Annotated in this window: 19 protein-coding genes; 11 read left to right on the top strand and 8 right to left on the bottom strand. The window is 48.6% G+C overall.

From position 1 onward, the window contains the following. The first annotated feature begins 47 nt into the window (after positions 1-47). The 4 genes from atpG to L0Y31_RS02750 all read left to right on the top strand — a co-directional run bounded on the left by atpG (position 48) and on the right by L0Y31_RS02750 (position 3,419). A complete protein-coding gene (gene atpG, locus L0Y31_RS02735) occupies positions 48-938 on the top strand; it encodes an ATP synthase F1 subunit gamma (RefSeq protein ID WP_234735603.1) in 891 nt (296 codons plus the stop codon). A gap of 150 nt (positions 939-1,088) precedes the next feature. Continuing rightward, the gene (locus tag L0Y31_RS02740) at positions 1,089-1,826 is read left to right on the top strand and encodes a LolA-like protein (protein WP_234735604.1); all 738 of its coding nucleotides are present in this window, start codon (positions 1,089-1,091) and stop codon (positions 1,824-1,826) included. 148 nt (positions 1,827-1,974) lie between these two features. Then, entirely contained in the window at positions 1,975-2,523 is a 549-nt protein-coding gene (locus L0Y31_RS02745) for a YceI family protein (RefSeq protein WP_234735605.1), read from the top strand. Positions 2,524-2,858: 335 nt separating this feature from the next. Next, entirely contained in the window at positions 2,859-3,419 is a 561-nt protein-coding gene (locus L0Y31_RS02750; protein WP_234735607.1) for a DUF4136 domain-containing protein, read from the top strand. A gap of 53 nt (positions 3,420-3,472) precedes the next feature. Here L0Y31_RS02750 and L0Y31_RS02755 read toward each other — a convergent pair whose 3' ends face one another. Further along, a complete protein-coding gene (locus L0Y31_RS02755; RefSeq protein ID WP_234735608.1) occupies positions 3,473-4,798 on the bottom strand; it encodes a M23 family metallopeptidase in 1,326 nt (441 codons plus the stop codon). A gap of 168 nt (positions 4,799-4,966) precedes the next feature. On the opposite strand from L0Y31_RS02755, the gene L0Y31_RS02760 reads away from it, so the two are divergent. Continuing rightward, positions 4,967-5,737: an SDR family oxidoreductase gene (locus L0Y31_RS02760; protein ID WP_234737101.1), complete on the top strand. Its 771-nt coding sequence runs from the start codon at positions 4,967-4,969 to the stop codon at positions 5,735-5,737. 46 nt (positions 5,738-5,783) lie between these two features. Here L0Y31_RS02760 and L0Y31_RS02765 read toward each other — a convergent pair whose 3' ends face one another. From L0Y31_RS02765 to carB, 6 genes are all read right to left on the bottom strand, one after another. Beyond that, entirely contained in the window at positions 5,784-6,989 is a 1,206-nt protein-coding gene (locus tag L0Y31_RS02765; protein ID WP_234735609.1) for an NAD(P)/FAD-dependent oxidoreductase, read from the bottom strand. Between the two features lie 215 nt (positions 6,990-7,204). Further along, positions 7,205-8,365 (bottom strand): pyridoxal phosphate-dependent aminotransferase, encoded by a 1,161-nt coding sequence (locus L0Y31_RS02770; RefSeq protein WP_234735610.1) that lies wholly within the window; start codon positions 8,363-8,365, stop codon positions 7,205-7,207. Positions 8,366-8,715: 350 nt separating this feature from the next. Continuing rightward, positions 8,716-9,195, bottom strand: coding sequence for a hypothetical protein (locus L0Y31_RS02775; RefSeq protein WP_234735611.1), 480 nt, complete (start codon positions 9,193-9,195; stop codon positions 8,716-8,718). A 142-nt stretch (positions 9,196-9,337) separates the two neighbouring features. Then, positions 9,338-10,690 carry a M20/M25/M40 family metallo-hydrolase gene (locus L0Y31_RS02780; RefSeq protein ID WP_234735612.1) on the bottom strand — a complete coding sequence of 451 codons (1,353 nt, stop codon included), beginning with the start codon at positions 10,688-10,690 and terminating at the stop codon, positions 9,338-9,340. A 23-nt stretch (positions 10,691-10,713) separates the two neighbouring features. After that, complete coding sequence (locus L0Y31_RS02785) at positions 10,714-11,286, bottom strand: hypothetical protein (protein WP_234735613.1); 573 nt, start codon at positions 11,284-11,286, stop codon at positions 10,714-10,716. A gap of 147 nt (positions 11,287-11,433) precedes the next feature. Beyond that, on the bottom strand, positions 11,434-14,277 hold the full coding sequence (gene carB, locus L0Y31_RS02790; RefSeq protein WP_234735614.1) for a carbamoyl-phosphate synthase large subunit: 2,844 nt from the start codon (positions 14,275-14,277) through the stop codon (positions 11,434-11,436). A gap of 347 nt (positions 14,278-14,624) precedes the next feature. On the opposite strand from carB, the gene L0Y31_RS02795 reads away from it, so the two are divergent. The 3 genes from L0Y31_RS02795 (at position 14,625) to L0Y31_RS02805 (ending at position 17,674) form a co-directional block, all read left to right on the top strand. Then, positions 14,625-16,037 carry a hypothetical protein gene (locus tag L0Y31_RS02795; protein WP_234735615.1) on the top strand — a complete coding sequence of 471 codons (1,413 nt, stop codon included), beginning with the start codon at positions 14,625-14,627 and terminating at the stop codon, positions 16,035-16,037. 12 nt (positions 16,038-16,049) lie between these two features. Next, on the top strand, positions 16,050-16,865 hold the full coding sequence (gene blaOXA, locus L0Y31_RS02800; protein ID WP_234735616.1) for a class D beta-lactamase: 816 nt from the start codon (positions 16,050-16,052) through the stop codon (positions 16,863-16,865). A 131-nt stretch (positions 16,866-16,996) separates the two neighbouring features. Next, entirely contained in the window at positions 16,997-17,674 is a 678-nt protein-coding gene (locus L0Y31_RS02805) for a DUF4369 domain-containing protein (protein WP_234735617.1), read from the top strand. Positions 17,675-17,725: 51 nt separating this feature from the next. Here the strand turns inward: L0Y31_RS02805 and L0Y31_RS02810 are convergent, their stop codons facing one another. Continuing rightward, on the bottom strand, positions 17,726-19,564 hold the full coding sequence (locus L0Y31_RS02810; protein WP_234735618.1) for an ABC transporter ATP-binding protein: 1,839 nt from the start codon (positions 19,562-19,564) through the stop codon (positions 17,726-17,728). A 179-nt stretch (positions 19,565-19,743) separates the two neighbouring features. On the opposite strand from L0Y31_RS02810, the gene L0Y31_RS02815 reads away from it, so the two are divergent. The 3 genes from L0Y31_RS02815 to L0Y31_RS02825 all read left to right on the top strand — a co-directional run bounded on the left by L0Y31_RS02815 (position 19,744) and on the right by L0Y31_RS02825 (position 24,734). Further along, positions 19,744-20,637, top strand: coding sequence for a PE-PGRS family protein (locus L0Y31_RS02815; RefSeq protein WP_234735619.1), 894 nt, complete (start codon positions 19,744-19,746; stop codon positions 20,635-20,637). Positions 20,638-20,696: 59 nt separating this feature from the next. Next, entirely contained in the window at positions 20,697-22,181 is a 1,485-nt protein-coding gene (gene crtD, locus L0Y31_RS02820) for a 1-hydroxycarotenoid 3,4-desaturase CrtD (RefSeq protein WP_234735620.1), read from the top strand. 237 nt (positions 22,182-22,418) lie between these two features. Further along, on the top strand, positions 22,419-24,734 hold the full coding sequence (locus tag L0Y31_RS02825) for a TonB-dependent receptor (protein WP_234735621.1): 2,316 nt from the start codon (positions 22,419-22,421) through the stop codon (positions 24,732-24,734). Positions 24,735-24,757 lie beyond the last annotated feature (23 nt).

The raw sequence follows: 24,757 nt of genomic DNA on the forward strand, positions 1-24,757 counted from the left end.
GGTTTACAGCCTTATCTCTGAACCCCGGAGCTTGAAACTTCTCTACCATGCCCAGCTTAAAAGAAGTACGAAACCGAATTACTTCCATTAGCTCGACGCAGCAGATCACGAAAGCCATGAAAATGGTATCGGCAGCGAAATTACGTCGGGCACAGGATAATATCCTGCAAATGCGTCCTTATGCCAAAAAACTCAGCGAAATGCTGGGAACGGTATCGGCAGGGGCTGAACTTGCTGGAGAAAATCCCTACAAACAAGTACGGCCTGTAGAACGCGTACTGCTAATTCTTGTTACGTCAGATCGGGGTCTGTGCGGCGCGTTTAATACCAACGTCGTGCGGGCAGCCAGCGCTCTTATCGCGGAAAAATACGCCACCCAAAACCGCCGTGGTCATGTAGATATCATGGCTATTGGCAAAAAAGGAGGCGAAGCGTTTATCCGTCGGGGTTACAAAGTCAATACCAAGTACATGGACGTATTTACCTCACTGAGCTTTACTCGCGTCCGTGCCGCAGCGGAAGAAGTGATGACTCAGTTTCTGGAGGGCCAATACGACGCCGTTGAACTTATCTTCAATGAGTTTAAAAACGTAGCGACGCAGATCATCCGCACGGAGCAATTCTTACCAATTGTTTCAGAAGAGACTGCCGATCAATCTACGACTAAAACTACAGTAGCTAACTATCTTTTTGAACCTTCAGAGGAAGAGATTATCAAAGAACTCATCCCTAAGACACTCAAAATTCAGTTATACAAAGCGGTTCTGGAATCAAACGCATCCGAACACGGAGCGCGGATGACAGCCATGGACAAAGCCACTGAAAATGCCGGTGATCTGCTTAAAGAGCTGAAACTGGTGTATAACCGGACGCGTCAGGCCGCCATTACGAAAGAGATTCTCGAAATCGTAGGGGGAGCCGAAGCCTTGGCAGGTTAATCACTGAATATAAATTAGAAAAGGCCGCACTAACTGGTGTGGCCTTTTTCGTTTATCAGCTGGATGATGTCTTGGTAGGGTAGAGAATAGATTTATCTTTGTAATGAGCTCGCACGCTATCCAAAAAAACTCTTTCTAAACGTCATATACATGAAAAAGACATTTTTGATTATTGCTACCGCCTTGACTGGCTTTATGGCCAACACAGCAACCGCCCAGACGGTTGATGAGCTTGTTGACAAACACGTCCAGGCAATGGGTGGTGCCGATAAGTTAAACAATCTTAAGTCGGTAAAAATCAGCTCATCCATGCAAATGATGGGAACGGATTTAACCCAAAACCTGACCATTATTGACCAGAAAGCATTTCGCCAGGACATTATTGTCCAGGGTATGACTATGGTTCAGGTTATTGATGGCAACAAAGGCTGGGGCATCAATCCAATGGTTGATCCTGTCAATGCCACTCCAACGCCTGATGAGCAGGTAAAAATGATGACCGATCAGCTCGACCTGAAAGGTTCGCTGGTTAATTACAAAGCCAAAGGAAATACCGTCGAACTCGTTGGAAAAGAGAATGTAGGCACCGCTGAAACCTACAAACTTAAAATTGGCAAAAAGAACAACGTAACTGAATTTATCAATCTCGACGCTAAAACCTACTTACCCATCAGAACGACAACCATTGCCAACGTACAGGGTAAAGAGTTCAAGCAGGAAACCAGTAGCTCTAATTTCCAGAAAGTTGACGGAATCACTTTTCCGTTTGCCGTTGAGGTGAAAGGTGATGCCCTGCCCGGCGGCGGTCCTGTGGCGGTTACTGTAACAAAAGTGGAAGTGAATCCGACGGTGGATGAGAGCATCTTCAAGATGCCCGCAAAGAAATAATTTTGGTTGATTTTACGCTTGAGAAGCCTGCTGATTGCAGGCTTTTTTTATAATTTGAAAAAAATAATCAGAATGGGGAACAATCCCTTTTTATTAAATGTATATACATCAAATGTAATTACAATTTAACCGCATAAACTTTTTAACCATGTCAACGCCAACTACATCCGCAAAAACTACTTGGGCAATCGATCCAACCCACTCTGAGATCCTGTTTAAAATTCGCCACCTTATGGTTTCCAACGTAACAGGAAGCTTCGGTTCTTTTGAAGGTAAAGTAGAAGCAGCGGGTGATGATTTTGACGGTGCCCATGTATCATTCTCTGCCGATATTGCTAGCATCAGCACCAACAACGAGCAACGGGACGGCCACCTGAAATCCGACGAATTTTTCAGCGCTGAGAAGTTTCCGAAATTAACTTTTGAGTCGACTTCGTTCAAGAAGATTGACGATGAAAATTACGAACTGACCGGTAATCTGACGATCCGGGATGTAACGAAGTCAGTTACGCTGAAAGCTGAATACGGCGGCCAGATGGGTGATTTCTATGGCAACACGAAAGCCGGTTTTGAGATTAGCGGCAAGATTAACCGCAAAGAATACGGTTTGACCTGGGACGCCGTAACCGAAGCGGGTGGCGTTGTTGTTAGCGACGATGTTCGGCTGATTCTGAACGTACAAGTTGTAAAACAATAAAGATTTTAGACTGCGTTTCACGCGCATTCATTCCAGTCTGTAGGTAGCCGAAAGCTCATTTTTGGCTACCTACAGACTTTTTTTGTACCTTCTGGCCAGGAAAACAAACAACTCCAATTTGCTTAAGTTAACTATCTGTATTCCAATTTTTTACATCAAATATTAAAATTTATTAATTCTTGCTTACAACTCTTTTCCGTAGAACTAAGTCCTTATATAAACCGTTATTTATACGAAGCATAATAATGGTTCTTTGACTATCGTTTATTAAATGCTTTACAGGACCTTTTTGCTTTATCCTGTTAAGGATTCCGAACACTTAATGCAACACAATCATGAAACTCAAAGGTATAATTGCGAGCTTGTTTGTTATGGGTCTGCTGGCGAGTTGTGCTCCGTCGGTAAACGTTAAATTTGACTATGACCCGAAAGTAAATGTGCGTCAGTTCAGCACCTACCGAATCGAAGCGGACCGTGTTCGTAATGCCGATCCAATTTCGGGTAGTGGCCTGAATCAGCGTCGGATCTCCGATCAAATTGATCAATCTATGCGGGCGCGTGGTTACCGTGCTGTTGAAGCTGGCAATGCTGACCTGGTGATTCGTTTCTTTTCTGACTCTAAAGACCGTCAGCAAATTCAATCAAGCCCAAATATGAGCCCTTATTGGGGTTACTGGGGCATGAACAATCAGGTTTACTCCCGCCAATATGAAGAGAACCGGATTGTGGTTAACGTTTATGATAGCCGGACGAATGACATTGTTTGGCAAGGTTGGGCAACTGGCCAATTAAATCAGAAACGCGACCGTGACCGCGATGCGGCTTTCCGTACAACGGTGAAGAGCATTATGGATAACTTCCCAGAAAGCGCTGGCCAGGACTACGGTTCCCGCTAATTCATATAACTAGCTTGCTCAGCCGCCTGCTTCCAACGAAGCAGGCGGTTTTTTTATGGATTAAGTACCCAACCAACCGAGCCACTTGGGTGTCGTATTAATTGGTAGGCATTGTAAACACCCAATACCTCAGCCGTTCCGGCGGGCACTGTTTTGATGGCAGCGGCTGTCGGTAAGGCCGCTTCTAGCAAACCCGTTCCGGCAGTCAACGAAATACGGCGTAGTGACCGGCTGGCAGCTTCGGTAACCGAATTGGCTACATAGCCCATCTTACCATCCGGCAAGGCAACACGCAACCAAGCCGCTGTGCCACCCATTAGCGTGAGCAGCGTCGAGCGAGGCAGTTCCCGAACGATGGGAGAATCGCCATTGGGTGCCTGGCGCACCACCGCCCGCGCAACTGAAACCCGAAGCGAATCGCCTAAACGCTCCGCTCCTACCAAAACCTGCCGGGCTGGCCCCGTACTAAGCCGCACGTACGGAAGTGGATCAACGGCCCCGCCCCCAAACTGATAAATGCCAAAGTGTAAATGCGGACTGGTTGTTCGGGCATTGCCCGTATTGCCCACATAACCCAACGTATCGCCAACTGAAACCGTTTGTCCATCCTGAACGGCCTGCGAGTCCAAGTGCGCATAATACAGACGCTGGTTTCGTTTGGAATCCGAAAGCCAGACTACATTTCCGCCTAAGTTAGTCGTGCCAACGCCAGAAACGACGCCATCCGTTGAGGCCACGGCCGGCGTTCCGCGCGGGGCGAAAATATCGACCCCTTCGTGCCGCCGACGGCCACCGTCACGCGCAACGCCAAAATAGCTGCTGATGGCCCGGCTATCACGGCCTTTTACCGGAAAGCTCAGCACTGGCTCCCGCGTGACCGAAATGGTATACCGACCACTGCGCAATAATTCAGGTTGCAAACGAATTAAATGCATCTGATTGCTGCGTACTTCCAGTTCCAGCAGGTTCGTATCGGCTTTGGCAGAGATGAGTCGATCTGGATTTGCTTTTCCTGGTTGATCATCCAATTCATAGACATCAATGAACACCTGAACCGGCTCCTGCCCCTGCACATCAAACCGGATAATGTACTTATCGCCCCGCTGCCCGCGTAACCGATACCCAATCGCAAAAGGACGATTAGAAGCAAAATACCCGCTCTCCCGATAAGGGGCGTTGATTGTAATGGAATCGGTCAGGGCACGTTCACCGGCGGCAACCCAATCTCGCCCGAGCGCGGTTTGTTCTAGCTTGGCGTCTTTAAGCGAACGGGCATATTTATCGTGTGGTGATGTAGACTGAAAAATACGCGTTGGTCCCACACTGGTACAAGCGCCCAGCAGACCAATCAGCGCAATAAAAGCAAAAGATGTTCTCATTCTTAATAAGTAATAGCGTATACTTTTTAACCAAAAGCAATGGCGATGGTTCGAGAAAGCACCTAGTGTTAACTGGGTAAAACTACTTTTTTGACTTCGTTCTGGCGACCCATAGTTCCAAAACGATAATTCGTTAATATTGCTTTTAACACTTATCACGCATAAATGATGAATCAGCTACAGTGGCAATTAAAAGGCCGCCGTGTTCTTATTACGGGGGCAACGAAGGGTATCGGCGAAGCGATTGTCGATCAGTATTTGCAGCTGGGAGCGTCTGTTTTTCTCGTTGCCCGGAATGATACACTGCTTCAGGAGAAGTTGCTAGGCTATCGTGAGGCCGGGTTTGATGTGGATGGTTTGGCGGCGGATGTTAGTCAGGCCGGAACTAGCCAGCAAGTCATTGAAGCGGTTCAAAAACGTTGGGACAGCCTGGATATTTTAGTTAACAATGCCGGAACCAACATTCGGAAACCTACGGCAGACTATAATCCAACTGAATTTTCGCACATCCTTGATACGAACCTACGCTCAGCCTACGAAATGACCCAAGCAGCCTATCCGTTGCTGAAAACATCGGGGCAGAGTAGTGTGGTATTCATCACTTCGGTAGCGGGCATGACGCACGTGGGCAGCGGTTCACCTTACGGCATGACCAAAGCAGCCCTTGATCAGTTGACGCGCTACCTGGCCGTTGAATGGGCTAAGGACGGCATTCGCGTCAACGCAGTGGCACCCTGGTACATTCGGACGCCGCTGGCCGAACCTGTCCTGACAAATCCTGAAAGACTGGAACGAATTCTGAGCCGAACGCCTATGGGACGTGTAGGAGAACCAGAAGAAGTAGCCGCCGCCGTTACTTTTTTGAGCTTGCCCGCTGCGGGTTTCATCACGGGTCAAACGCTGGCCGTTGACGGCGGTTTTCTAGCCTACGGCATGTAAATGTCTATTCCGGGTTAAGCTCCGCACGCTCCCGGAATAGTTTTTATCAGCGTCCAAACCGGAAAATATCTGCCTGATTGCTTTGTCCCTTTTGAAAAAGATCGCGGATGATGCCCGCCGCTGTGATACTAAACGTGATGCCATTTCCACCAAAGCCAAGCGCGAAATAACTGTTTGGATAGCGTTTATGCTCACCAATGTAAGGAAGTCCGTCTTTGGTTTCGGCAAACGTTCCCGCCCATGTCAGGTGGGGTTCCGCGTGCAGTTCGGGGAAGAGTGAATTAAACTTGTTCAGGAGCTTGGCCTGTTTTTCCGGAATAAGCGCATCACGCTTCGTAGCATCCACAATCCATTCATCCTCACCGCCCAGCATCATCCGGCCGTCGGAGGCTGTTCGGGCGTAGAAATAAGGATCTGCCGTGTCCCAGATCAGCGATTTTTGCAACCCATCGGGCAGCTTCGCGATGGGTTCCGTTACCAGTGCATATGTGCTTTTTAGACGCAACACGTCGTCTTTTTCAAACATTTTCTGCGTCTCATAGCCGGTAGCATAAATCAATTTTTTGGCCACAATATTCGTATCCTGACTGGTCCGGACCCGCACGCGCTTATCCGCATAATCAATTTCTTCGGGAGAAGTTTGCTCAAAAATCCGCAAACCGCGTTTGGTCAGGTAGCGATACAGGGAGCGGGTTAGTTCCATGGCATCCAGTTCGGCGGCATCTTCCGATAAAATTCCACCCGGCGCATTGAACTGAAAGTGTTTACGAATATCGAGTGGGTTCAGCCAGCTACAGCGAAACCCGTATTTGGTTCGTGCTGCACACTCTTTTTTCAGCATCTCCACGTGCTCGGGCTGCGCCGCATAATACAGACTCTTTTTGTAGCTAAAGCCACAATCGGTATCCAGCCGCCCCACAATCTCCGCCAACTTATGAATGGCATTCAGGCAGAGTTTGTAACTCATTACGGCATCGTGCTCGCCAATCTGATCGATTAATTGGTGCAGGGGGACATCTATTTCGTATTGGATAAGCGCCGTGCTAGCAGCAGTACTGCCTTTGCCGATGCCTCGTTTGTCAATTAAAACGGTATCAATACCGGCGCGAACTAAATCATAAGCGACCAAAGCGCCAGTAATTCCACCGCCTATAATTAATACGTCACATTCCAGATGCTGGTGCAAAGTAGGATATGGAGCAGCAGTTTGGTTCTGCTCTAACCAGTAAGTATTTGAAGAACGAACGAGCATAAAAACTTCATTAACGTGAGTATTCTCTTTTCATCTAACCGCTATTCTCCGCTACTCAGCTGTCCAGATTCGTTCACATAACTGCGCGTGATAGTGCAATGTTTAAAGCACGCGAGCCAGCCCCTGTTGAGGAGCTGGCTCGCTATTAAAAAGTGTACCAACGGACTTGTATCACGCTCTTTTCTAGAGCCTAAGGCTTTGTTTTGGCGCGCAAATCAACCGGCTATTTTTTTGAAAACGTCCATAAACATTCCCATTTCGTCTAAGGTGCCAATGCTGACCCGGCAATAGGGTTGCGCGTCAAATTCGCGGGTTGAAGTGAAAATGCCATTTTTGAACATTTCCTGTTCGAACTTCTTACCTTTCATGCGGATGGGAAACAAAACGAAGTTCGCGTGCGTGGGTGTATATTCGTAACCATGCTCCTTTAATCCTTTGTAGAGCAGATCAAGGCCTTTGGTATTTTCCGCCCGCACGAAAGACTGCCATTCGGTATCCTGGTAACTGGCGATACCGGCCATCACCGTCGTAACGCTTAGGTTAAATTCCCCGCGGGTAAAATCGCGCAAGCCCTTCAGCATTTTTTCCGGCCCAATGGCATAGCCTAGTCGCAGCCCGGCAAAACCATGAATTTTCGAGAAAGTACGCGTAATCAGAACGTTATATCCTTCCGCAATCAATTTTGGCAGCACCGGCCGATCTTCTGGCTTCATAAAGTCAATATAAGCCTCATCAACGAAAACCGGTACTTTCTGGGATACTTCCTTGCAAAAAGCAGTTAACTCGTTCGGCGGAATAATGGTACCAGTCGGGTTATTCGGGTTACAGATATAAACCAGCTTTACATCTGGCGTAACTTTAGCCTTTAATGCATTGAGGTCGTAGCTATATTCTTTAGTAAGGGGAGCCGAAACAATTTCTGCTTTGAAAGCCTGTGCCAGTTCCAGCAAATCATCATAGGTGGGCCGACAGGTAGCAATCTTTCCGCCTTCACCCGTGAAGTACAAAGCAGCGCCCATCAGTATTTCCGATGAGCCCGCACATAACATAACCTGCTCTGGTTTTACACCTTCTTTGGTGGCAATTAGTTGCTTCAATTGCGCCGATTCCATCCAGGAATACCGATGGCCAGTTTCAACCGCTTTAATTAAGGCTTCTTTGGCTTTTGGCGAAATGCCGTGGGGATTTTCATTGAAGGCAATACGAGCCCGAATACGTGGTTGGTCATCGGCCAGAGCGGCAAATTCCTTAAAAAAAGCTTGTTCACGGCGGGCAGCGTACGATTGAGCGGGATTCCAGCGACTAAGACCCGAGAACCCAGCCGCCAAAAGAGCACCGCTTCGCAGCCACTCCCGGCGAGAAAAAGGAGATTTCATATTTTGTATTTTTTGTACTATATTACGTTAAAATTTAATAATATAGCTAAATGTATTCAGTTAAGGTTACTTAGTAAATGTACTCATTTTTAAATATTTACTTCTCACTGAAAGGTATTATTTAAAATATTATTAAATTTTTTCGAAAACTAGTTTATAAATTAACTAATATTTACGAAATTGCGTAGGATTTCAATAATACTAGTTCAGGATTATACTTCATCTATAATGTGTCCAAAAGGGAACGGTGCTCGCATCGTTCCCTTTTTTGCTGGGTATAGCTCGGACAAAAAAGTAGCCTCTGATGAAAACTATTAGTTTTCATCAGAGGCTACTATAAGAATGATTATTTAATTCTTCTTTGCGTAAATAAGCTGAACATTATAGTTAACTAATACTGTATCTCTTGCAGCATTCAAAAAACGTTGACTCGTTGGAATTAAGGTCCCAGTCAACTTATGAGGCGTTCTAGAGTTATCAAATTCTAGAGTCTCTTCATCGCCATTATCATATTTCAAGGTTAATTGATTACTACCAAAAACCCAAGTTCCTTGATAATCTGCAACTAGTCCATTCGCTCTCTGAGTTCCGACAAATGTGTTATCTGATTTTACTTCAAATTCATCACTAAAACCTGTTAAAGTTGAATTAGAGAGATCCTCTTCACGTCCATTATTGCCGGCGAATTCCCCTGTAAAACCAGAATATTTTGCACGGTCAATAGCCCATCTGCCAACTACTGGCGAGGGTTCTGGATCATCATCTTTCGTACATGAGGTAAGTCCAGCCAGTGTCACCACTAGACTCATGAAGTACAATAGTTTTCTCATAATTAATTGGCTACATGTATAGTTAAAAAATTCTCTTCTGAATGAAGGTAAGGTACAAAAAATTTGGTCACATTATCAAAAAAGACCCTTTTTCTATCTATTGTACTCCTTTAGGTGCTAAAATGTTGCGCTCCAAACCTGATCAACGCAAATTAGATTTGGGAATGACAGGCAGACTCTCGTTCCCATCATTACTAACCGCCTGAACGGCAAAGAAATAGTTGTCTTTTGAATACGGAATCGTCATCCCTAATTTATCCGTAAAGAATTTCTTTTGCCAGAACGGCCAGTGCGTTTCGCGCATCAGTACGTAATATCCCTTCACTTTACCAGACTTCGGAGCCTGCCAATACAAAGCCGTCGAATTGGTCAGATTGCGGACCTCTACCGTCACATTTTCCGGGGATGCCGGGGCCTTGGCTAAATTGGCCAGCGACGCCAGATTGATGCCCGTGTTTTTGCGCAGGTATTCAAAATCCATGAATTTGGCGTAATCACCATACTCAACTTTGTCCTGCACACGTAAATCCTGGTGCTGGTGCTCAAAATTTTCGTTCATTTCGCTAAAACGCACGGCTGCAAAACCCCGCTCAACAAAAGGCGTGTGATCGCCGCCCCGCAGGTAGCGGTCGTTGCGGTAAATCATGACTACTTCCAGTTTGTCCACGTAGCGTTCGCCGACCTCTTTCACATAACGGGCAAGCTGGCGGGCAGGGCCATCGTTTTCGGTTCCTAACTGCCGGATTCCCGCCGCCCGATCAGCCAGTTGATAAAGGGGCAAGCCTTCGCTGAAAACCCGCAAACGCGTATTATCAATAATCTTGGTTTCGCTGCTGTTGTTCGAACCCATGATGTCGTTGTTCAGCACCGCTTGCAGGTTCCAGTTTTCGGCTTTGGCCCGCTCTGCTAAGTGTCCTGCACCCAACAGTCCCTGCTCTTCTCCGCAAACTGTTACGAACACAATCGTCCCCGAAAATTTCGCTTTACTCATCACGCGGCACAGTTCAATGACCGCCGCCGTTCCCGACCCATCGTCATTGGCACCCGGCGCATTCGCCTCGCGGTTCATCACGTCGGTCACGCGACTGTCAATGTGGCCTGTTACCAGAAAAACGCGGTTGTCAGACGGATCGGTGCCTTTCAGCGTAGCCATCACGTTTCCCATCTCGATTGGCTTGTCCACCCGCTTACCGTCCGGTTGCAACGTCCAGGTATCGATGGTGGCCGTCAAGCGACCTTCTGATTGCTTCGCGTATTCCTGAAACTTACTCAAAACCCAACGGCGAGCCGCACTAAGCCCCCGCTTTTTGTCCGTGTCTGGACTAAGCGTATGACGCGTTCCAAAGCTCACCAGCTTATCAACGTGCGCCCGCAGGCTATCGGCAGAAATCTCACCGACCAACTTGGCGATCTCAGGATCCCGCTGAACAATGGTTTGCGCCGGTGCCAGGATGGGCAAAATGCCAAAGGAAAGAAGTAAAAGCTTTTTTTTCATGTACGTTTTATAAATGAAGTGTTTTAATGCGGTTGCGTCCGAAACTGCCCGACCCACCCGATCCCAACGGCCGCCCGGCCCGTTCCCGGCAGCGGAGCGATGGAAAAGCCGAGCCGATTTTCGAGTAAAACCTGGTTATACCGTTTGACCGCTTTGGAGACTTTAACATTGCCGGCAATGGTCAGCCCGAGCGAAGCCGCTACGGAGCCCAGATACAAATACCAATATTCCCGAGTCCGGGTTTGGGAGCCTTTTTCCTGAAAAAGCAAATAGGCCAAGGGAGCTAGCGCCGTCAGTTGGCTGATGGTGTTCAAGGTACGAAAACCCCGGTAATGGCGCGTGACTACCGGATCGGCCATTTCATAAAAAGGAACATCCAACGAGAAAGGCGACCGCAGCCGTTGCTCTCCATAATAATAAACGGCACCTAGCGCTGACGAACCCGGCGCCCGTTCAATGCCTTTTAGATGGGGCGGGATTTTGGCCTGCGTCCGAACAAAGCTGGTATCAGTCTGCTGGGCTTTGCTGCAAAAGCTGACGAAGAGAAGAAAAATACCAGAGACGAATCTCAACTTCCTGAAAAAAGGGCTTGTCATGGTGTAGGGGTTCGCGTGTATTGTCTTTTGCCACCTTGATGGAAACCGTAAAGTTAGCTGCTTTTATACGTTGCTTTGTAGCTGTATAAAAACAAAAATGCGGTAAAAAGAACTTTTACCGCATTTTTATTCAATAGAATTTAGTAACTACCGGCTCAGATACAAATTCCGCTCCGAATAGACTTTTAAGAAGAATTCGTCTTCTAAATCATCGATGAAGTAGATTCCTTCACCCGTTGATTTCATCTCTGGCCCTAATTCCTTGTTCACGTTCGGGAACTTGTTGAACGAGAATACTGGAATCTTGATCGCGTATCCTTTCTTGACCGGCTTGAAGTCGAAGTCAGTTACTTTTTTCGCGCCCAGCATCACCTTGGTTGCGTAGTTCACGTACGGCTCCTGGTAGGCTTTGCAGATGAATGGCACCGTCCGCGACGCACGAGGATTGGCCTCAATGACATACACTTTCTCGTCCTTGATGGCAAACTGGATGTTAATCAACCCAACGGTCCGCAGGGCAACCGCGATTTTGCGCGTATAATCCTCGATTTGCTTAATGACGTTTTCGCTAAGGTCAAACGTCGGCAAGAGCGCATACGAATCCCCCGAGTGAATACCCGCCGGTTCGATGTGTTCCATAACCCCAATGATGTACACGTTTTCACCGTCGCAAATCGCATCGGCTTCCGCTTCAATGGCGTTTTCCAGGAAGTGATCGAGCAGGATGTTGTTATCAGGAATATCGTACAGAATCTTGACAACGTGCTGTTCCAGTTCGGCCTCGTTGATCACGATTTTCATGCTCTGACCACCCAATACGTAGCTTGGCCGAACCAGTAGCGGGAAGCCTAGTTCCTTCGATAACTCAACCGCAGCATCAGCCGTACGGACGGTTCCGAATTGCGGATAAGGAATATCGTTATCGCGCAAAAGGGCCGAAAACTGCCCGCGATCCTCCGCCAGGTCGAGTGCTTCCCAGCTTGTACCAATGATTTTTATACCGTACTTGGTTAGCTTTTCGGCCATTTTCAGGGCCGTCTGGCCACCCAACTGCACAATAACGCCTTCGGGTTTTTCGTGGCGAATGATGTCGTACACGTGCTCCCAGAAAACCGGCTCAAAATACAGTTTGTCGGCAATATCCGGGTCAGTCGAAACGGTTTCCGGGTTGCAATTGATCATGATGGTCTCATAACCGGATTCTTTCGCAGCCAGTACGCCGTGAACGCAGCTATAATCAAACTCGATGCCCTGCCCAATCCGGTTTGGTCCCGAGCCCAATACAACCACCTTTTTCTTATTGGTCGTTACCGACTCATTATCTGGATCTTCGGGCGTAGCGTTGAAAGTCGAGTAGTAATAAGGCGTTTTCGCTTCGAACTCAGCCGAGCAGGTATCTACGCATTTGTACACCCGACGAATGCCCAGGCTTTCCCGCTTGTTGAAGACATCGCTTTCGAGGCAATGCAACAGGTGGGCAATCTGGCGATCGACGTAGCCTTTCTGCTTGGCTTTCAGTAACAACTCATCCGGGATGGTCTGGATGCTATATTGCTGCATTTCCTTGTCCATTTCGACCAATTCTTCAATCTGGTACAAAAACCATTTGTCGATTTTGGTCAATTGCTGGATGGTTCGGAAAGACAGACCCGCTTTGAACGCGTCGTAGATATGGAATAAGCGGTTCCAGCTTGGATGCGCCAGGCTCTTTTTCAGGGCTTCCTGATCGGTCAGCTCTTTGCCATCGGCACCAAGGCCGTTGCGGCGAATTTCAAGCGACTGACAGGCCTTTTGCAGGGCTTCCTGGAAGTTCCGGCCAATTCCCATCGTTTCTCCTACCGACTTCATTTGCAGACCCAACGTCCGGTCGGAGCCTGGGAATTTATCGAAGTTCCAGCGGGGTACTTTAACGATTACGTAGTCAATGGCTGGCTCGAAGAACGCCGATGTAGTGCCCGTGATTGGGTTCAGCAATTCATCCAGGTTGTAGCCAATGGCCATTTTAGCGGCAATTTTGGCAATCGGATAACCCGTCGCTTTAGAAGCCAGCGCCGAGGAGCGGCTTACGCGTGGGTTAATTTCGATGGCAATGATGTCGTCGTTTTCCGGATTAACCGAAAACTGCACGTTACAACCACCGGCAAACTTCCCGATTCCGTCCATCATTTTGATCGACAGGTCACGCATTTTCTGGTAAAGCGTGTCGGGCAGGGTCATGGCCGGAGCGACGGTAATGCTGTCGCCGGTATGAATACCCATCGGATCGAAGTTTTCAATAGAGCAGATAATGATAAAATTGCCGGCTCCATCGCGCAGCAATTCCAGCTCATATTCTTTCCAGCCCATCACGCTTTGCTCAATCAGCACTTCGTGAACGGGCGAGGCATGCAAGCCGTTGTTTAACGCTTTATCAAAATCTTCTGGTTTTTCGACAAATCCGCCCCCCGTTCCGCCGAGCGTGAAGGAAGGCCGGATTACCAAAGGAAACCCAATTTCCTGAGCGATTTCTTTTCCTTCCAGGAAGGAACGGGCCGTGCGGCCTTTGCAGACACCAACGCCTAACTCCAGCATTTTCAGCCGGAATTTCTCGCGGTCTTCCGTGGTTTCGATCGCGTTGATATCAACCCCGATAATCCGAACATCGTATTTTTTCCAGACCCCTGCCTTGTCACAATCAATGGCCAGATTGAGTGCTGTCTGGCCGCCCATAGTAGGCAACACAGCATCAATTGGTTTTCCCATTTCCTGGTGTTTCTTCAGAATCTCGACGATGGATTTCTTTTCGAGGGGCTTCAGATACACATAGTCGGCATTGATGGGGTCGGTCATGATGGTTGCCGGATTAGAGTTAATCAACGCAACCTCAATACCTTCCTCGCGCAACGAGCGAGCCGCCTGCGAGCCAGAGTAGTCAAATTCACACGCTTGTCCAATAATGATAGGGCCGGAGCCGATGATAAGAACCGAGCGGATGGAGGAATCTTTTGGCATTATTCAGTGGAAAAAAAGGATGTCTAATGAATACCTTGCAATGGATATTCTCTGACTCCCTGGAACGCCTGGCCCGTTTGTAACCTAATTGGCAGTCATGCAGTTAAAAACTGCCAACCGGCGCTGTCGAACCGGCTATTCCGGTATGGTCAAAAAATTGCACAAAAGTAGCGGTTATCACCCAATTTCAAACCACCAATCTGAAAAATGTTACAAATCCGGTTATTTCTAACCAAATCTTAACCCCTTCTCTTTTGCTTTATACTCCTCTAGCCTTTGTTTCTTGACTAGAGCTTTCTAATTTGCTTGGCAAACTCAGATTACTCAAATCGAAAGCTCAACCCTCTATGAAGCGCCAATTAAGCCATTTAATAAAGTCATCAGCGGTTCTGATGGGCTTATTCCTGGCCGGATGTTACAAGTACGAAGAACGGGTATGGCCCCAGCAAATACCAGAACCCGGCTCAGGCAATCCGCCTGCACCAATTGTTACAGCTCCGCCTAAACCTTCGTACATTGAAAACGGAGCCATTCGGGTAGGCGTTGATCTTAACATGGGCGGCTCAATTACGTTTCTGGGTCTAACGGGCAGCGGCGTCAATCTGATTAACAATTACGATACTGGTCGGCAGATTCAGGCGTCTTTTTATTCAGGACCGGTTCCTTACAAACCAAATGGGAAAGAACCTCACCCCTATTGGTACGGTTTGGGCTGGAATCCCGTTCAATCCGGCGACTACCTTGGCAATCGATCCAAGGTACTTGCTTTCGAGAACGACGGTCGGCAAATGTACATCAAGACCCAGCCGATGATCTGGCCAGTTATTGGCGAGGTTGCCGACTGCCACGTCGAAACCTGGATTACCCTGGAAAACAATACGGTAAAAGTCCGCTGCAAGCTTACAAACTTCCGTTCCGATACCAAGCAATACCCTTCTACCCCGCAGGAACTTCCGGCCGTTTACACCAACGGCCCGTACCACATCGTTACCTTTTACAACGGCTGGAAACCATTTACAAACGATACGCTGTCTACCCTGCAAAGTCCAGGAACTACCACCAATTTCATTAGCCGGGAAAATTGGGTGGCTATGGTGAATGAGCAGAAATGGGGGTTGGGCGTCTGGAAGCCAGACCATTACAGCTTCGTTACCAGTAGTGCCGGGGCCGCTGGCCGGGGCGGCGAATACGATGTCTCTACAACTTCGTTAGCTCCGTTTTACTACGAAATTTTGGATCATAACATCCAGTACGACTATAATTACACACTTATTGTTGGCTCGTTGAGCGAGATTCGCCAGTATGCCTACGCCCAGCCACGCCCCAGCAAAGCACCCAATTACCGCTTCGTGGCCGACCGGCAGCACTGGCAATATTATGGTTTCGCGACCGACGCGGGCTGGCCAATCAACAATGAGCTGAACGTTTCCCTCGCGCAAGGTAACTTCCTGACCTCCGGACCTTTCGTTTTTTGGCAAGCCAGCGATATTCCTAAAATTTACGTCCGGGCCGCCTACAATACGGAAGCTACGCATGCCCGGCTGCGCTGGCGCATCACCGACGATCCAGAGTTTCTACCCGACCGGATTCTGGACTTCCCCATCATTAGCGATGGCCAGTTCCACACCTATGAGTTAGACATGACCAAAGTTCCAAGCTGGCGAAGCACCATTGTTGGGCTTGGTTTTGAGCCTGCTTTGGGTGAAAAAGGCGGAGCGGGTAAATTTGTGAAAATTCAATCCATTACGGCCTCCCAGTAACTTCACGATATAATGAAAAAAATTGTCCTGCTACTCAGCACCCTTTTTCTGCTAGGGTTGCGCCCAACGGCCCGCGTTACGGAGCGGCCTGATTTCGAACGCTTTTTTAAGGAAAAATCCCTTAAAGGTTCTTTTTTATTATTTGATCCCCAGAAGAATGCCGACCAGGGAGGTCATTTTACGGCGTATAATTTTGAGCGCTGCCGCAAAGGCTTCATTCCTGCTTCTACGTACAAAATTCTCAACACCCTGATCGGGCTGGAAACGGGCATTTTGAAAGACGAGCAAACCGTGATGAAGTGGGACGGCGTTCAGCGCGAAATTGCCGACTGGAACCGCGACCAGAACTTAGCCTCTGCTTTTCGGGTATCCTGCGTGCCGTGCTATCAGGAGCTAGCGCGAAAAATAGGCGTTGAGCGCATGAAAAAATGGGTGAACAACGTCGGCTACGGCACCATGGACATCACGGCAGATAACATCGATAGTTTTTGGCTACGCGGAAAATCCCGCATTACCCAGGAGCAACAGATTGATTTTCTGCAACGCGTGCATGATGGGAAAGTACCTTTCTCGCCGCGCAATCTGGCTATCCTGAAAAAAGTAATGCTCCTGGACGAAAAACCGACGTACAAGCTTTACGGCAAGACAGGCTGGGCGGTTTTGGACGATAACAACATTGGCTGGTTTGTTGGCTACGTTGAAAAAGAGAACCGGGTGTATTACTTTGCTACCAATATCGAGAATCCGTCGCCGACGCCTGCTACTTTTGTTCCAGGCAGAAGAGCCATTACAGAAGCTATGTTGACCGAGATGGGCATTCTCGACTAAGCCGATGACCTTGCCCGTTGACCACTGCTGGTCCGGCCTTTTAGGACTCTTCATAAATACTTAAAAACCAGAATACCTTTCTGCTAGTTTTACAAAACTAGAAGCTGTCGTTTCGATCATCCTTGAAAAAAATGAAAACCTCTTTTTCTTTATACAACTGGAGCCTCCTTGTCGCTCTTCTGCTAACGACCAACGCGTTTGCACAGCGCACGTTTCGCATTGTCGGAAATGTGCCGGGTCTGGATAATGTTACGGTATACCTGAAAAAAACCGATAATAGCAACAGCAAAACCGTGACGGTCGACCTGACGAAAGCGAGTCAGGGAACGTTTAAATTTGAGCGCGATATTCCAGAAGTCGATTTCTACAACATTGTTGTCGATGGCTTGCCAGGGCAGGTTAATTTTGTCTGGGACGGCAATTTAACGCTGGAAGGAACGAAAGAAGCTTTTCGGGAATCAATTGTCAAAGGCTCGCCTTTAACGGAACAATGGCTGGAATTTCAGAATAAAGATGACCGTCCTTACCGCGAAATTCTGATGGAGCTTTACAACGAGCGTCACCGGACACCGGGTGATACGTCGGTTAGCAACCGTGTTACCCGCGAAGAAAAACGGCTTAAGACCGAGCAAAATAAAAAGGTGGAAGAGCGCATTCGGAACAACCCTAATTCGCTGTTGAGCCTTTATTTACTGAACTGGTATTGGCCACAGTTTCCGAAAGCAGAGGCTCGTTCGTTGTATGATAAGCTGGATAATTCGTTCAAAACGCACTCAGTTGCCAAAAGACTGCAAGCTCAACTCAAGTAATTATTAAACTTAGCTATAAAAAGAAATCCGGCCTTCGAGCCGGATTTCTTTTTATATGTTCTGCAACGAACTAAGGCGTCGGTAAAACCCTTCGTCCAGAGCCACCAGATCGTGGTGGGTGCCGCGCTCGATAATTTTGCCCTGATGCACCACCAGAATTTCGTCAGCGTGCTGGATCGTGCTCAGGCGGTGGGCAATCACCAGCGTGGTGCGGTTGCTCATCAAACGAGTCAGGGCTTCCTGCACCAGCTTTTCGGATTCGGTATCCAGCGCCGAGGTTGCTTCGTCCAAAATAAGAATAGGCGGGTTTTTCAGCACCGCCCGGGCAATGCTGATCCGCTGGCGCTGGCCGCCCGACAAGCGTCCACCACGGTCGCCGATCAGGGTTTGGTAGCCTTGCGGTTGCGCCATGATAAAATCGTGTGCGTTGGCAATTTTCGCAGCGGCCATGACCTGTTCTTCCGTGGCCTCACTTCCGAAAGCGATGTTATTGAAAATGGTATCGTTGAACAAAATACTTTCCTGGGTAACAATGCCCATCAAATGCCGCAACGACTGGGTGGTGCAATCACGCAAGTCTACACCATCAATTTTAATTTGTCCCTCGTTGGGGTCATAAAACCGGGGAATCAAGTCGGCAATGGTCGATTTTCCGCCGCCGGAGGAACCAACCAACGCGATTGTTTTTCCTTTTTGCAGGACAAAATTGATGTCTTTTAAAACCGGAACGTCTTTTTCGTACGCAAAAGAAACGTTCTGCACCTCAATGGCCTGTTTGAAATCGCCCAACTGCATGGCGTTCGGTTTGTCCTGGATCGCCGGAGCCGTGTCGATTAATTCCAACACCCGTTCCCCCGAGGCAATCCCCCGCTGTGAACCACTGAACGCATTGGAAATGTCTTTAGCCGGACGCGTCACCTGCGAGAAAATGGCAATGTAGGCAATAAACTCCTCCGCCGATAAGGCCGACTGATTGGACAATACCAGCGAACCTCCATACAGCAAAATCCCGGCGACCACCATAACCCCCATCGCCTCCGAAAAAGGTGAGGCCAGTTCCCGCCGCCGAGCCAGCGACTGCACAGCCTTTCGGTAGCCGTCGTTTTCTTCCCGGAATTTATTCAGGATAAAGCCTTCCGCTACAAATCCCTTCACGACGCGCATACCGCCGAAGGCTTCGTCCAGCAAACTAACCAGCGAACTCAAACGCTCCTGCCCCTCCTGCGCGTCGTGCTTCATACGCCGCACCAGCGTTGCAATGAAAATCCCGGACACAGGAATAACCAAAATAGCAAATAAGGTCAATTTAACGGAGATACTAAGCAAGGCAACGATATACGCAATGAGCAGGAAAAATTCTTTAGAGGCCGCTGATAACGTATTCGCAATCGAGTTTTCGACTTCCTGAACATCCGTCAGAATGCGGGAAATGATGTTTCCTTTGCGCTCGGTGGAGAAAAAACCAAGGTGCAAATGCAGGGTCCGCGCAAAAACCGTTTCGCGCAGCCGAGCTACCATCCGGGCCTTGAAACTTTCGAGTTGGCGTACGGACAAGTATTTAAATAAGTTGTTTAGCAGAACCGATAAAACAATGACGGCACACACAAATTGCAGTGCTCCTACTTTGCCGTAAATCTGAAAAAACTGGGCAAAATAATACTGAAATACATCCACAAGCGACGTATTGAGTTCGAGCTTCGGCGCGGGCTGATTTAGGAAATCTTGCATCTTCTGCGGATCTACCCGATCAAATAGCACGTTCAGGAGCGGAATCAGCAAGGTAAAATTTAAAACCCCAAAAACGCTGGCTAGCAATGAGGTTAGCACAAACGGCACCAGGAAGCGGCTCAGCGGTTGGGCAAAAGACAATAAGCGAAAATACGTTTTCATTCCGACAAAGATACACCGGAACTGACATTCCATTGTTCTTTGCATCAGGATAACTGGCCGCTGGTGGAGTAGATAGTCCAAAACGCTGCCCAAGGCTGTTCTTGCAAGCATTTAAAGCCCGATTCGTATCTTTATAGCGCCAAAGTGCGTTATAAGCAAGAATACAACCACATCCAACCTTGAAAAAACAGATCGTAAAATACTCCGCCTTCTTTGTAACGGTACTTTTGGTATCGCTTACATCCTGTGAACAGCTGTCTATCGGAGGCAAAAAAACGTCCGACCGCTTTTCCTCATCCCCCGAAAAAAGCCCCATTCAGCCGGGTTTGATTGACGAAGCTTCCGGCTTGGTGGATAGTCGCACCATCAGCGGTCACCTCTGGGTGCACGAAGACGGTGGCAGTCCGGCAATACTTAGCCTTATTAATAAAAGTGGGGCCTTGGTATCCCGCATTACGCTGCCCTTCGAAAACCGGGATTGGGAAGACTTAGCCGTTGGCCCTGGCCCGCAGGATGGGACATCGTATTTATACATGGCGGATATCGGTGACAATATTAATCAGCACGACGCCTGTTTTGTCTACCGGTTTCCGGAACCCAAAAGCCCCAACGAAGCCGTAACCAGCTATGACCGGATTGCGTTTCGCTATCCCGACGGTCCCCGCGATGCCGAAGCCTTGCTGGTTGACCCGAAAACGAAAGATATTTTTGTGGTTACCAAGCGCGAAGATAACGCCCGCCTTTACCGCCTACCCTACCCGCAATCGACGAGCGAAATCACGCAGGCCGCTTATCTAGGCGAAATTCCCCTCAATATGGTTACGGGCGGCAGCGTCTCAGCCGACGGAAACGAAATTCTGCTTCGCACTTATTTAGGCGTACAGCACTGGCGCCGGGAAAATGGACAGAGTCTTGCCGATGCGATGCAGCGCAGCAATGGCCGGGCGCTGGTTGTCCATCTGGAACCCCAGGGCGAAGCAATAGCATTCGACAAAGAAGGTAACGGTTTTTACACGCTCAGCGAGCGTGCCAATGCGCCATCAGTAACATTAAATTATTACAAGCGGTTATAAGTAAGCTAAGCCGTCCGCTGCGAAGCTTTTTACTTGCTCATTCCGAAACATTACGTAGTATGTCCTTGAAAACGGCCGCTGTTGTTGGCGCTGGTATTGCTGGTATTGCGTCGGCCATTCGGCTGGCTGTCAAGGGCTATCAGGTAACTGTTTTTGAGGCAAACGGGTATGCGGGCGGCAAGCTTTCTAATTTTGAGCTAAAAGGTTACCGCTTCGACGCGGGGCCGTCGTTGTTCACCATGCCCCACTTGGTGGAGGAACTGTTTCAGCTAGCGGGCAAAAATCCGACCGACTATTTTGAGTACATTCAACTGGAAGAAACCTGCCGCTATTTCTGGGACGATGGTACGCGTTTAACGGCCTGGTCCGACCCTGCCCGCTTCGGAACCGAGGTGGAAGCAACGCTTGGTGAGCCTGCCGAACACCTGCTGACCCATTTGCGGGATAGCGCGACGAAATACGAGATCACGGAAAAGTTATTCCTGCACCGCTCGCTTCATAAACTGTCCACCTGGTTCAACGCGGATGCGCTGAATGGCTACCTGAATCTGCATAAACTAGGGATTTTCGGGACGATGAATGCGGCCAATGAGCAGCGTTTCCAACACCCTAAGCTGGTGCAGTTATTCAACCGATACGCTACCTACAACGGCTCTGACCCCTACCAGACGCCGGCCACGATGAACATTATTCCGCACCTGGAATACAACATCGGCACCTTTTTCCCGAAAGAGGGCATGATTGGCATCACAAACAGCCTCGTTCGGCTGGCCGAGGATCTGGGTGTTCGGTTTCACTTTAACACGGCGGTGCGGGAAATTATGTCCAGAAAGGGGCAGGTAACAGGACTCAAAATAGCGCCCGGCCATTCCCCAACATCAGAAAGTGAAGTTCAGGCGGATCTCGTTGTCTCCAACATGGATGTGGTAAACACGTTTCGCAAGCTGCTCCCCCATGCCCGGCAACCAGAGCGGATTTTAAGGCAACCGAAATCCAGCTCAGGATTGATTTTTTACTGGGGTATCCGAAAAACATTTCCAGAGCTGAAACTGCATAATATCTTCTTCAGCAATAATTACCGTGCGGAGTTTGACCATCTTTTTCACCGCCAGGACCTCTTCGACGATCCAACGATTTACCTCAATATTACGTCCAAGCACAAGTCTGACGATTCACCGCCGGGTGGCGAAAACTGGTTCCTGCTAATCAATGCGCCCAACAACACAGGCCAGGATTGGGATGCCTTGATTACCAAGACCCGCCAGAATATTATTCGCAAGCTGAGTCATGTACTCGGCCACGATATAGCGCCTTTAATTGAGTGCGAGGCCATTCTTGACCCGCGCACCATTGAGCTTCGGACTTCCAGTTCACAGGGAGCTTTGTACGGGAATAGTTCCAACAACCGTTTTGCTGCCTTTCTTCGTCATCCTAACTTCTCCAAAGAGTTCAAAAACCTCTACTTTGTCGGTGGTAGTGTTCATCCGGGCGGCGGGATTCCGCTTTGTTTGCTTTCTGCTAAAATTGCTACTGATTTAGTTTAATCGACTCTTTTTAGTAGTTGCCTCACCTTCATAGTGTTCTTTACTAGGTATTACTCCTTACTTAGACCTATAGCCTACTTAATTTTTTTATCCAATTTGTTGCTAATTCATTTGTGCGTACTAATTTTGCACTACTTGTAATTAGTCTAAATAACAAAAATGAATAAATTTTATAGAGCTTATTCTTTTTCCAATATCGGATATTGCCTTACTCTACTTCTGATTGCTTTAACCGGGATGAGCACCAGCGTTTTGGCGCAGAACACGGGCACTGTTTCCGGAAAAATTCTTGCGGTTAGTGAAAGCCCGCTGGAGCAAGCGAACGTTCGCGTGGCGGGAACCCGTTTGGGAACCATCACCAATGCTCAAGGAGAATTTACCATTCAGAATGTTCCTGCCGGACAACAAACGTTAGTGATTAGCCTTGTAGGTTTCAGTCGGCTTCGGCACCAAATAACAGTTGCCGCTGGTGAAACAGTACAGGTACCTAACATAACCCTGATCGAGCAATCGGAGCAGTTGCAGGAAATGGTTGTTGAAGGAAAACAGAGTTATAAAACGGATATCCCCTCATCCAGTCTTCGGTTGAAAACGCCTTTGCTCGAAATTCCGCAAAACATTCAGGTGGTAAACCGCCAGCTAATTGCTGACCAGCAGATTTTTGACATGCTGGAAGGCGTTTCCCGTAATGTCAGTGGGGTTACTAAAAATGAGCACTGGGGCAATTATGCCCGTCTGAACATGCGCGGATCACGGGTTTCTCCGTTCCGAAACGGAATGAATGTAACCTCCGTTTGGGGACCGCTGGCCGAAGACATGTCGATGGTGGAACGGATTGAATTTGTGAAAGGTCCGGCTGGTTTTATGATGGCCAATGGTGAACCCAGTGGTTTTTACAACGTCGTTACCAAAAAACCGACCGGTATGACTAAAGGCGAGGCAACGATGACTGTGGGTAGCTTCGATACGTACCGCGCTACGGTTGATCTGGACGGTAAAGTAAGCCAGGACGGTCGGTTGTTATACCGCCTGAATGTAATGGGCCAGTCGAAAGGCTCTTTCCGGGATTTTGAATCCAATGACCGCTACACAATTGCGCCCGTACTGCGTTACAAAATCAGCGACCGCACAACGTTAACGGCTGAATATACCTACCAGTTTTCGCGCATGTCGGCGATTGGTTCCGCCTATGTTTTCTCGGCTAACGGCCTCGGTAGCTTGCCCCGAAACTCAACCATTGCGTCGGCCAATCTTGAACCAACGAACATCAAAGACAACAGTGCTTTTCTGTATCTGGAACACCAGATCAACGATAAGTGGAAGTTAACGGCTCAGATGGCCTACTTTAACTACAACCAAATTGGTTCTTCACTTTGGGCCGATTCAGCCCGGGTAACAGGTGAAGTTTACCGGACTGTGGGCATTTGGGACGCCCTTGACAACAGCAAATTTGGACAGATTTTTGTCAATGGCGAAGTGACTACAGGACCTATTACCCACCGGATTCTGGGTGGTCTGGACCTGGGTACCAGAAAATACATCGCGGACTTTAACTCTTCTTTTCCGCAGTACGACAGCGCCTTTGTATTCAACGCTAACACGCCGAACTATTATTTGCCGACCCGGTTGTTACCTCGGTTCAACCGGTCGCTTAGCCTCCTTCAGCGGGCAGGAACCAACGTGATGAGCCAGTCATACGCGGGCCTCTACGTACAGGATGAACTGCGGTTCCTCAACGATCGGATTCGCTTGACCCTGGCGGGACGGTTAACCACAACCAAAGACAGCCAGTATGGGTCGGGCACGGACGAAACCGTATTTACACCGCGGGTTGGCGCCAGCTTCTCAATCAACAAACAAACGTCGGTCTATGCACTGTATGACCAGGCTTTTGTGCCGCAGTCAGGTATTGACCGCAACGGCCGGGCTTTCGATCCGATTACCGGAAACAACCTGGAAGCCGGTTTGAAAAAAGACTGGGCTGACGGTCGCTGGAACTCAACGGTTTCGGTTTATAAGATTACCAAAAATAACGTATTGACTACGGACCCCACTAACCCGAACTTCTCGACGCAATTGGGCCAGACTGAGGCCAGCGGGGTAGAAGTTGACGTACGGGGGGAAATTATACCGGGCATGAACCTTGTTTTGAACTACGCGTATACCGACGCCAAAATCAGCAAGGATAGCCGCGAGGCAAACGTAGGCATGCCAGTCCCTGGTTTCGACCGGCACGTGACCAACGCCTGGCTTTCCTACCGGCTGCGGAAGGGCGGTCTGCAAGGACTTGGCCTTTCGCTGGGGTATCAGTGGGAACTCGACCGCTTTGGCTGGTTTAGCGATGCTACCTCCAAAGATCCAACGTTGCCCAACGTATTCCGGGCCGACGGTGCGGTTTCGTGGAGCAACGCCCGCATGACCGTAGCGCTGAATGTTAACAATATTTTTGATGTTAAATCTTACTCAGGTGCTTATTATTCGTGGAGCAAATCTTACTACTGGCAGTATGATCCTCCGCGTAATTTCCGCCTGAGCATTGGGTATCGCTTCTAGTTTGTGCTAGCATTACTAAATTG

It is taken from the genome of Tellurirhabdus bombi, from assembly GCF_021484805.1.
In the GTDB taxonomy this organism is placed as follows: domain Bacteria; phylum Bacteroidota; class Bacteroidia; order Cytophagales; family Spirosomataceae; genus Tellurirhabdus; species Tellurirhabdus bombi.

Excerpts from the sequence above, each read along its gene's own strand:
- atpG (WP_234735603.1), top strand. The coding sequence starts at position 48 with ATGCCCAGCTTAAAAGAAGTACGAAACCGAATTACTTCCATTAGCTCG.
- L0Y31_RS02740 (WP_234735604.1), top strand. The coding sequence starts at position 1,089 with ATGAAAAAGACATTTTTGATTATTGCTACCGCCTTGACTGGCTTTATG.
- L0Y31_RS02745 (WP_234735605.1), top strand. The coding sequence starts at position 1,975 with ATGTCAACGCCAACTACATCCGCAAAAACTACTTGGGCAATCGATCCA.
- L0Y31_RS02750 (WP_234735607.1), top strand. The coding sequence starts at position 2,859 with ATGAAACTCAAAGGTATAATTGCGAGCTTGTTTGTTATGGGTCTGCTG.
- L0Y31_RS02755 (WP_234735608.1), bottom strand. The coding sequence starts at position 4,798 with ATGAGAACATCTTTTGCTTTTATTGCGCTGATTGGTCTGCTGGGCGCT.
- L0Y31_RS02760 (WP_234737101.1), top strand. The coding sequence starts at position 4,967 with ATGAATCAGCTACAGTGGCAATTAAAAGGCCGCCGTGTTCTTATTACG.
- L0Y31_RS02765 (WP_234735609.1), bottom strand. The coding sequence starts at position 6,989 with ATGCTCGTTCGTTCTTCAAATACTTACTGGTTAGAGCAGAACCAAACT.
- L0Y31_RS02770 (WP_234735610.1), bottom strand. The coding sequence starts at position 8,365 with ATGAAATCTCCTTTTTCTCGCCGGGAGTGGCTGCGAAGCGGTGCTCTT.
- L0Y31_RS02775 (WP_234735611.1), bottom strand. The coding sequence starts at position 9,195 with ATGAGAAAACTATTGTACTTCATGAGTCTAGTGGTGACACTGGCTGGA.
- L0Y31_RS02780 (WP_234735612.1), bottom strand. The coding sequence starts at position 10,690 with ATGAAAAAAAAGCTTTTACTTCTTTCCTTTGGCATTTTGCCCATCCTG.
- L0Y31_RS02785 (WP_234735613.1), bottom strand. The coding sequence starts at position 11,286 with ATGACAAGCCCTTTTTTCAGGAAGTTGAGATTCGTCTCTGGTATTTTT.
- carB (WP_234735614.1), bottom strand. The coding sequence starts at position 14,277 with ATGCCAAAAGATTCCTCCATCCGCTCGGTTCTTATCATCGGCTCCGGC.
- L0Y31_RS02795 (WP_234735615.1), top strand. The coding sequence starts at position 14,625 with ATGAAGCGCCAATTAAGCCATTTAATAAAGTCATCAGCGGTTCTGATG.
- blaOXA (WP_234735616.1), top strand. The coding sequence starts at position 16,050 with ATGAAAAAAATTGTCCTGCTACTCAGCACCCTTTTTCTGCTAGGGTTG.
- L0Y31_RS02805 (WP_234735617.1), top strand. The coding sequence starts at position 16,997 with ATGAAAACCTCTTTTTCTTTATACAACTGGAGCCTCCTTGTCGCTCTT.
- L0Y31_RS02810 (WP_234735618.1), bottom strand. The coding sequence starts at position 19,564 with ATGAAAACGTATTTTCGCTTATTGTCTTTTGCCCAACCGCTGAGCCGC.
- crtD (WP_234735620.1), top strand. The coding sequence starts at position 20,697 with ATGTCCTTGAAAACGGCCGCTGTTGTTGGCGCTGGTATTGCTGGTATT.
- L0Y31_RS02825 (WP_234735621.1), top strand. The coding sequence starts at position 22,419 with ATGAGCACCAGCGTTTTGGCGCAGAACACGGGCACTGTTTCCGGAAAA.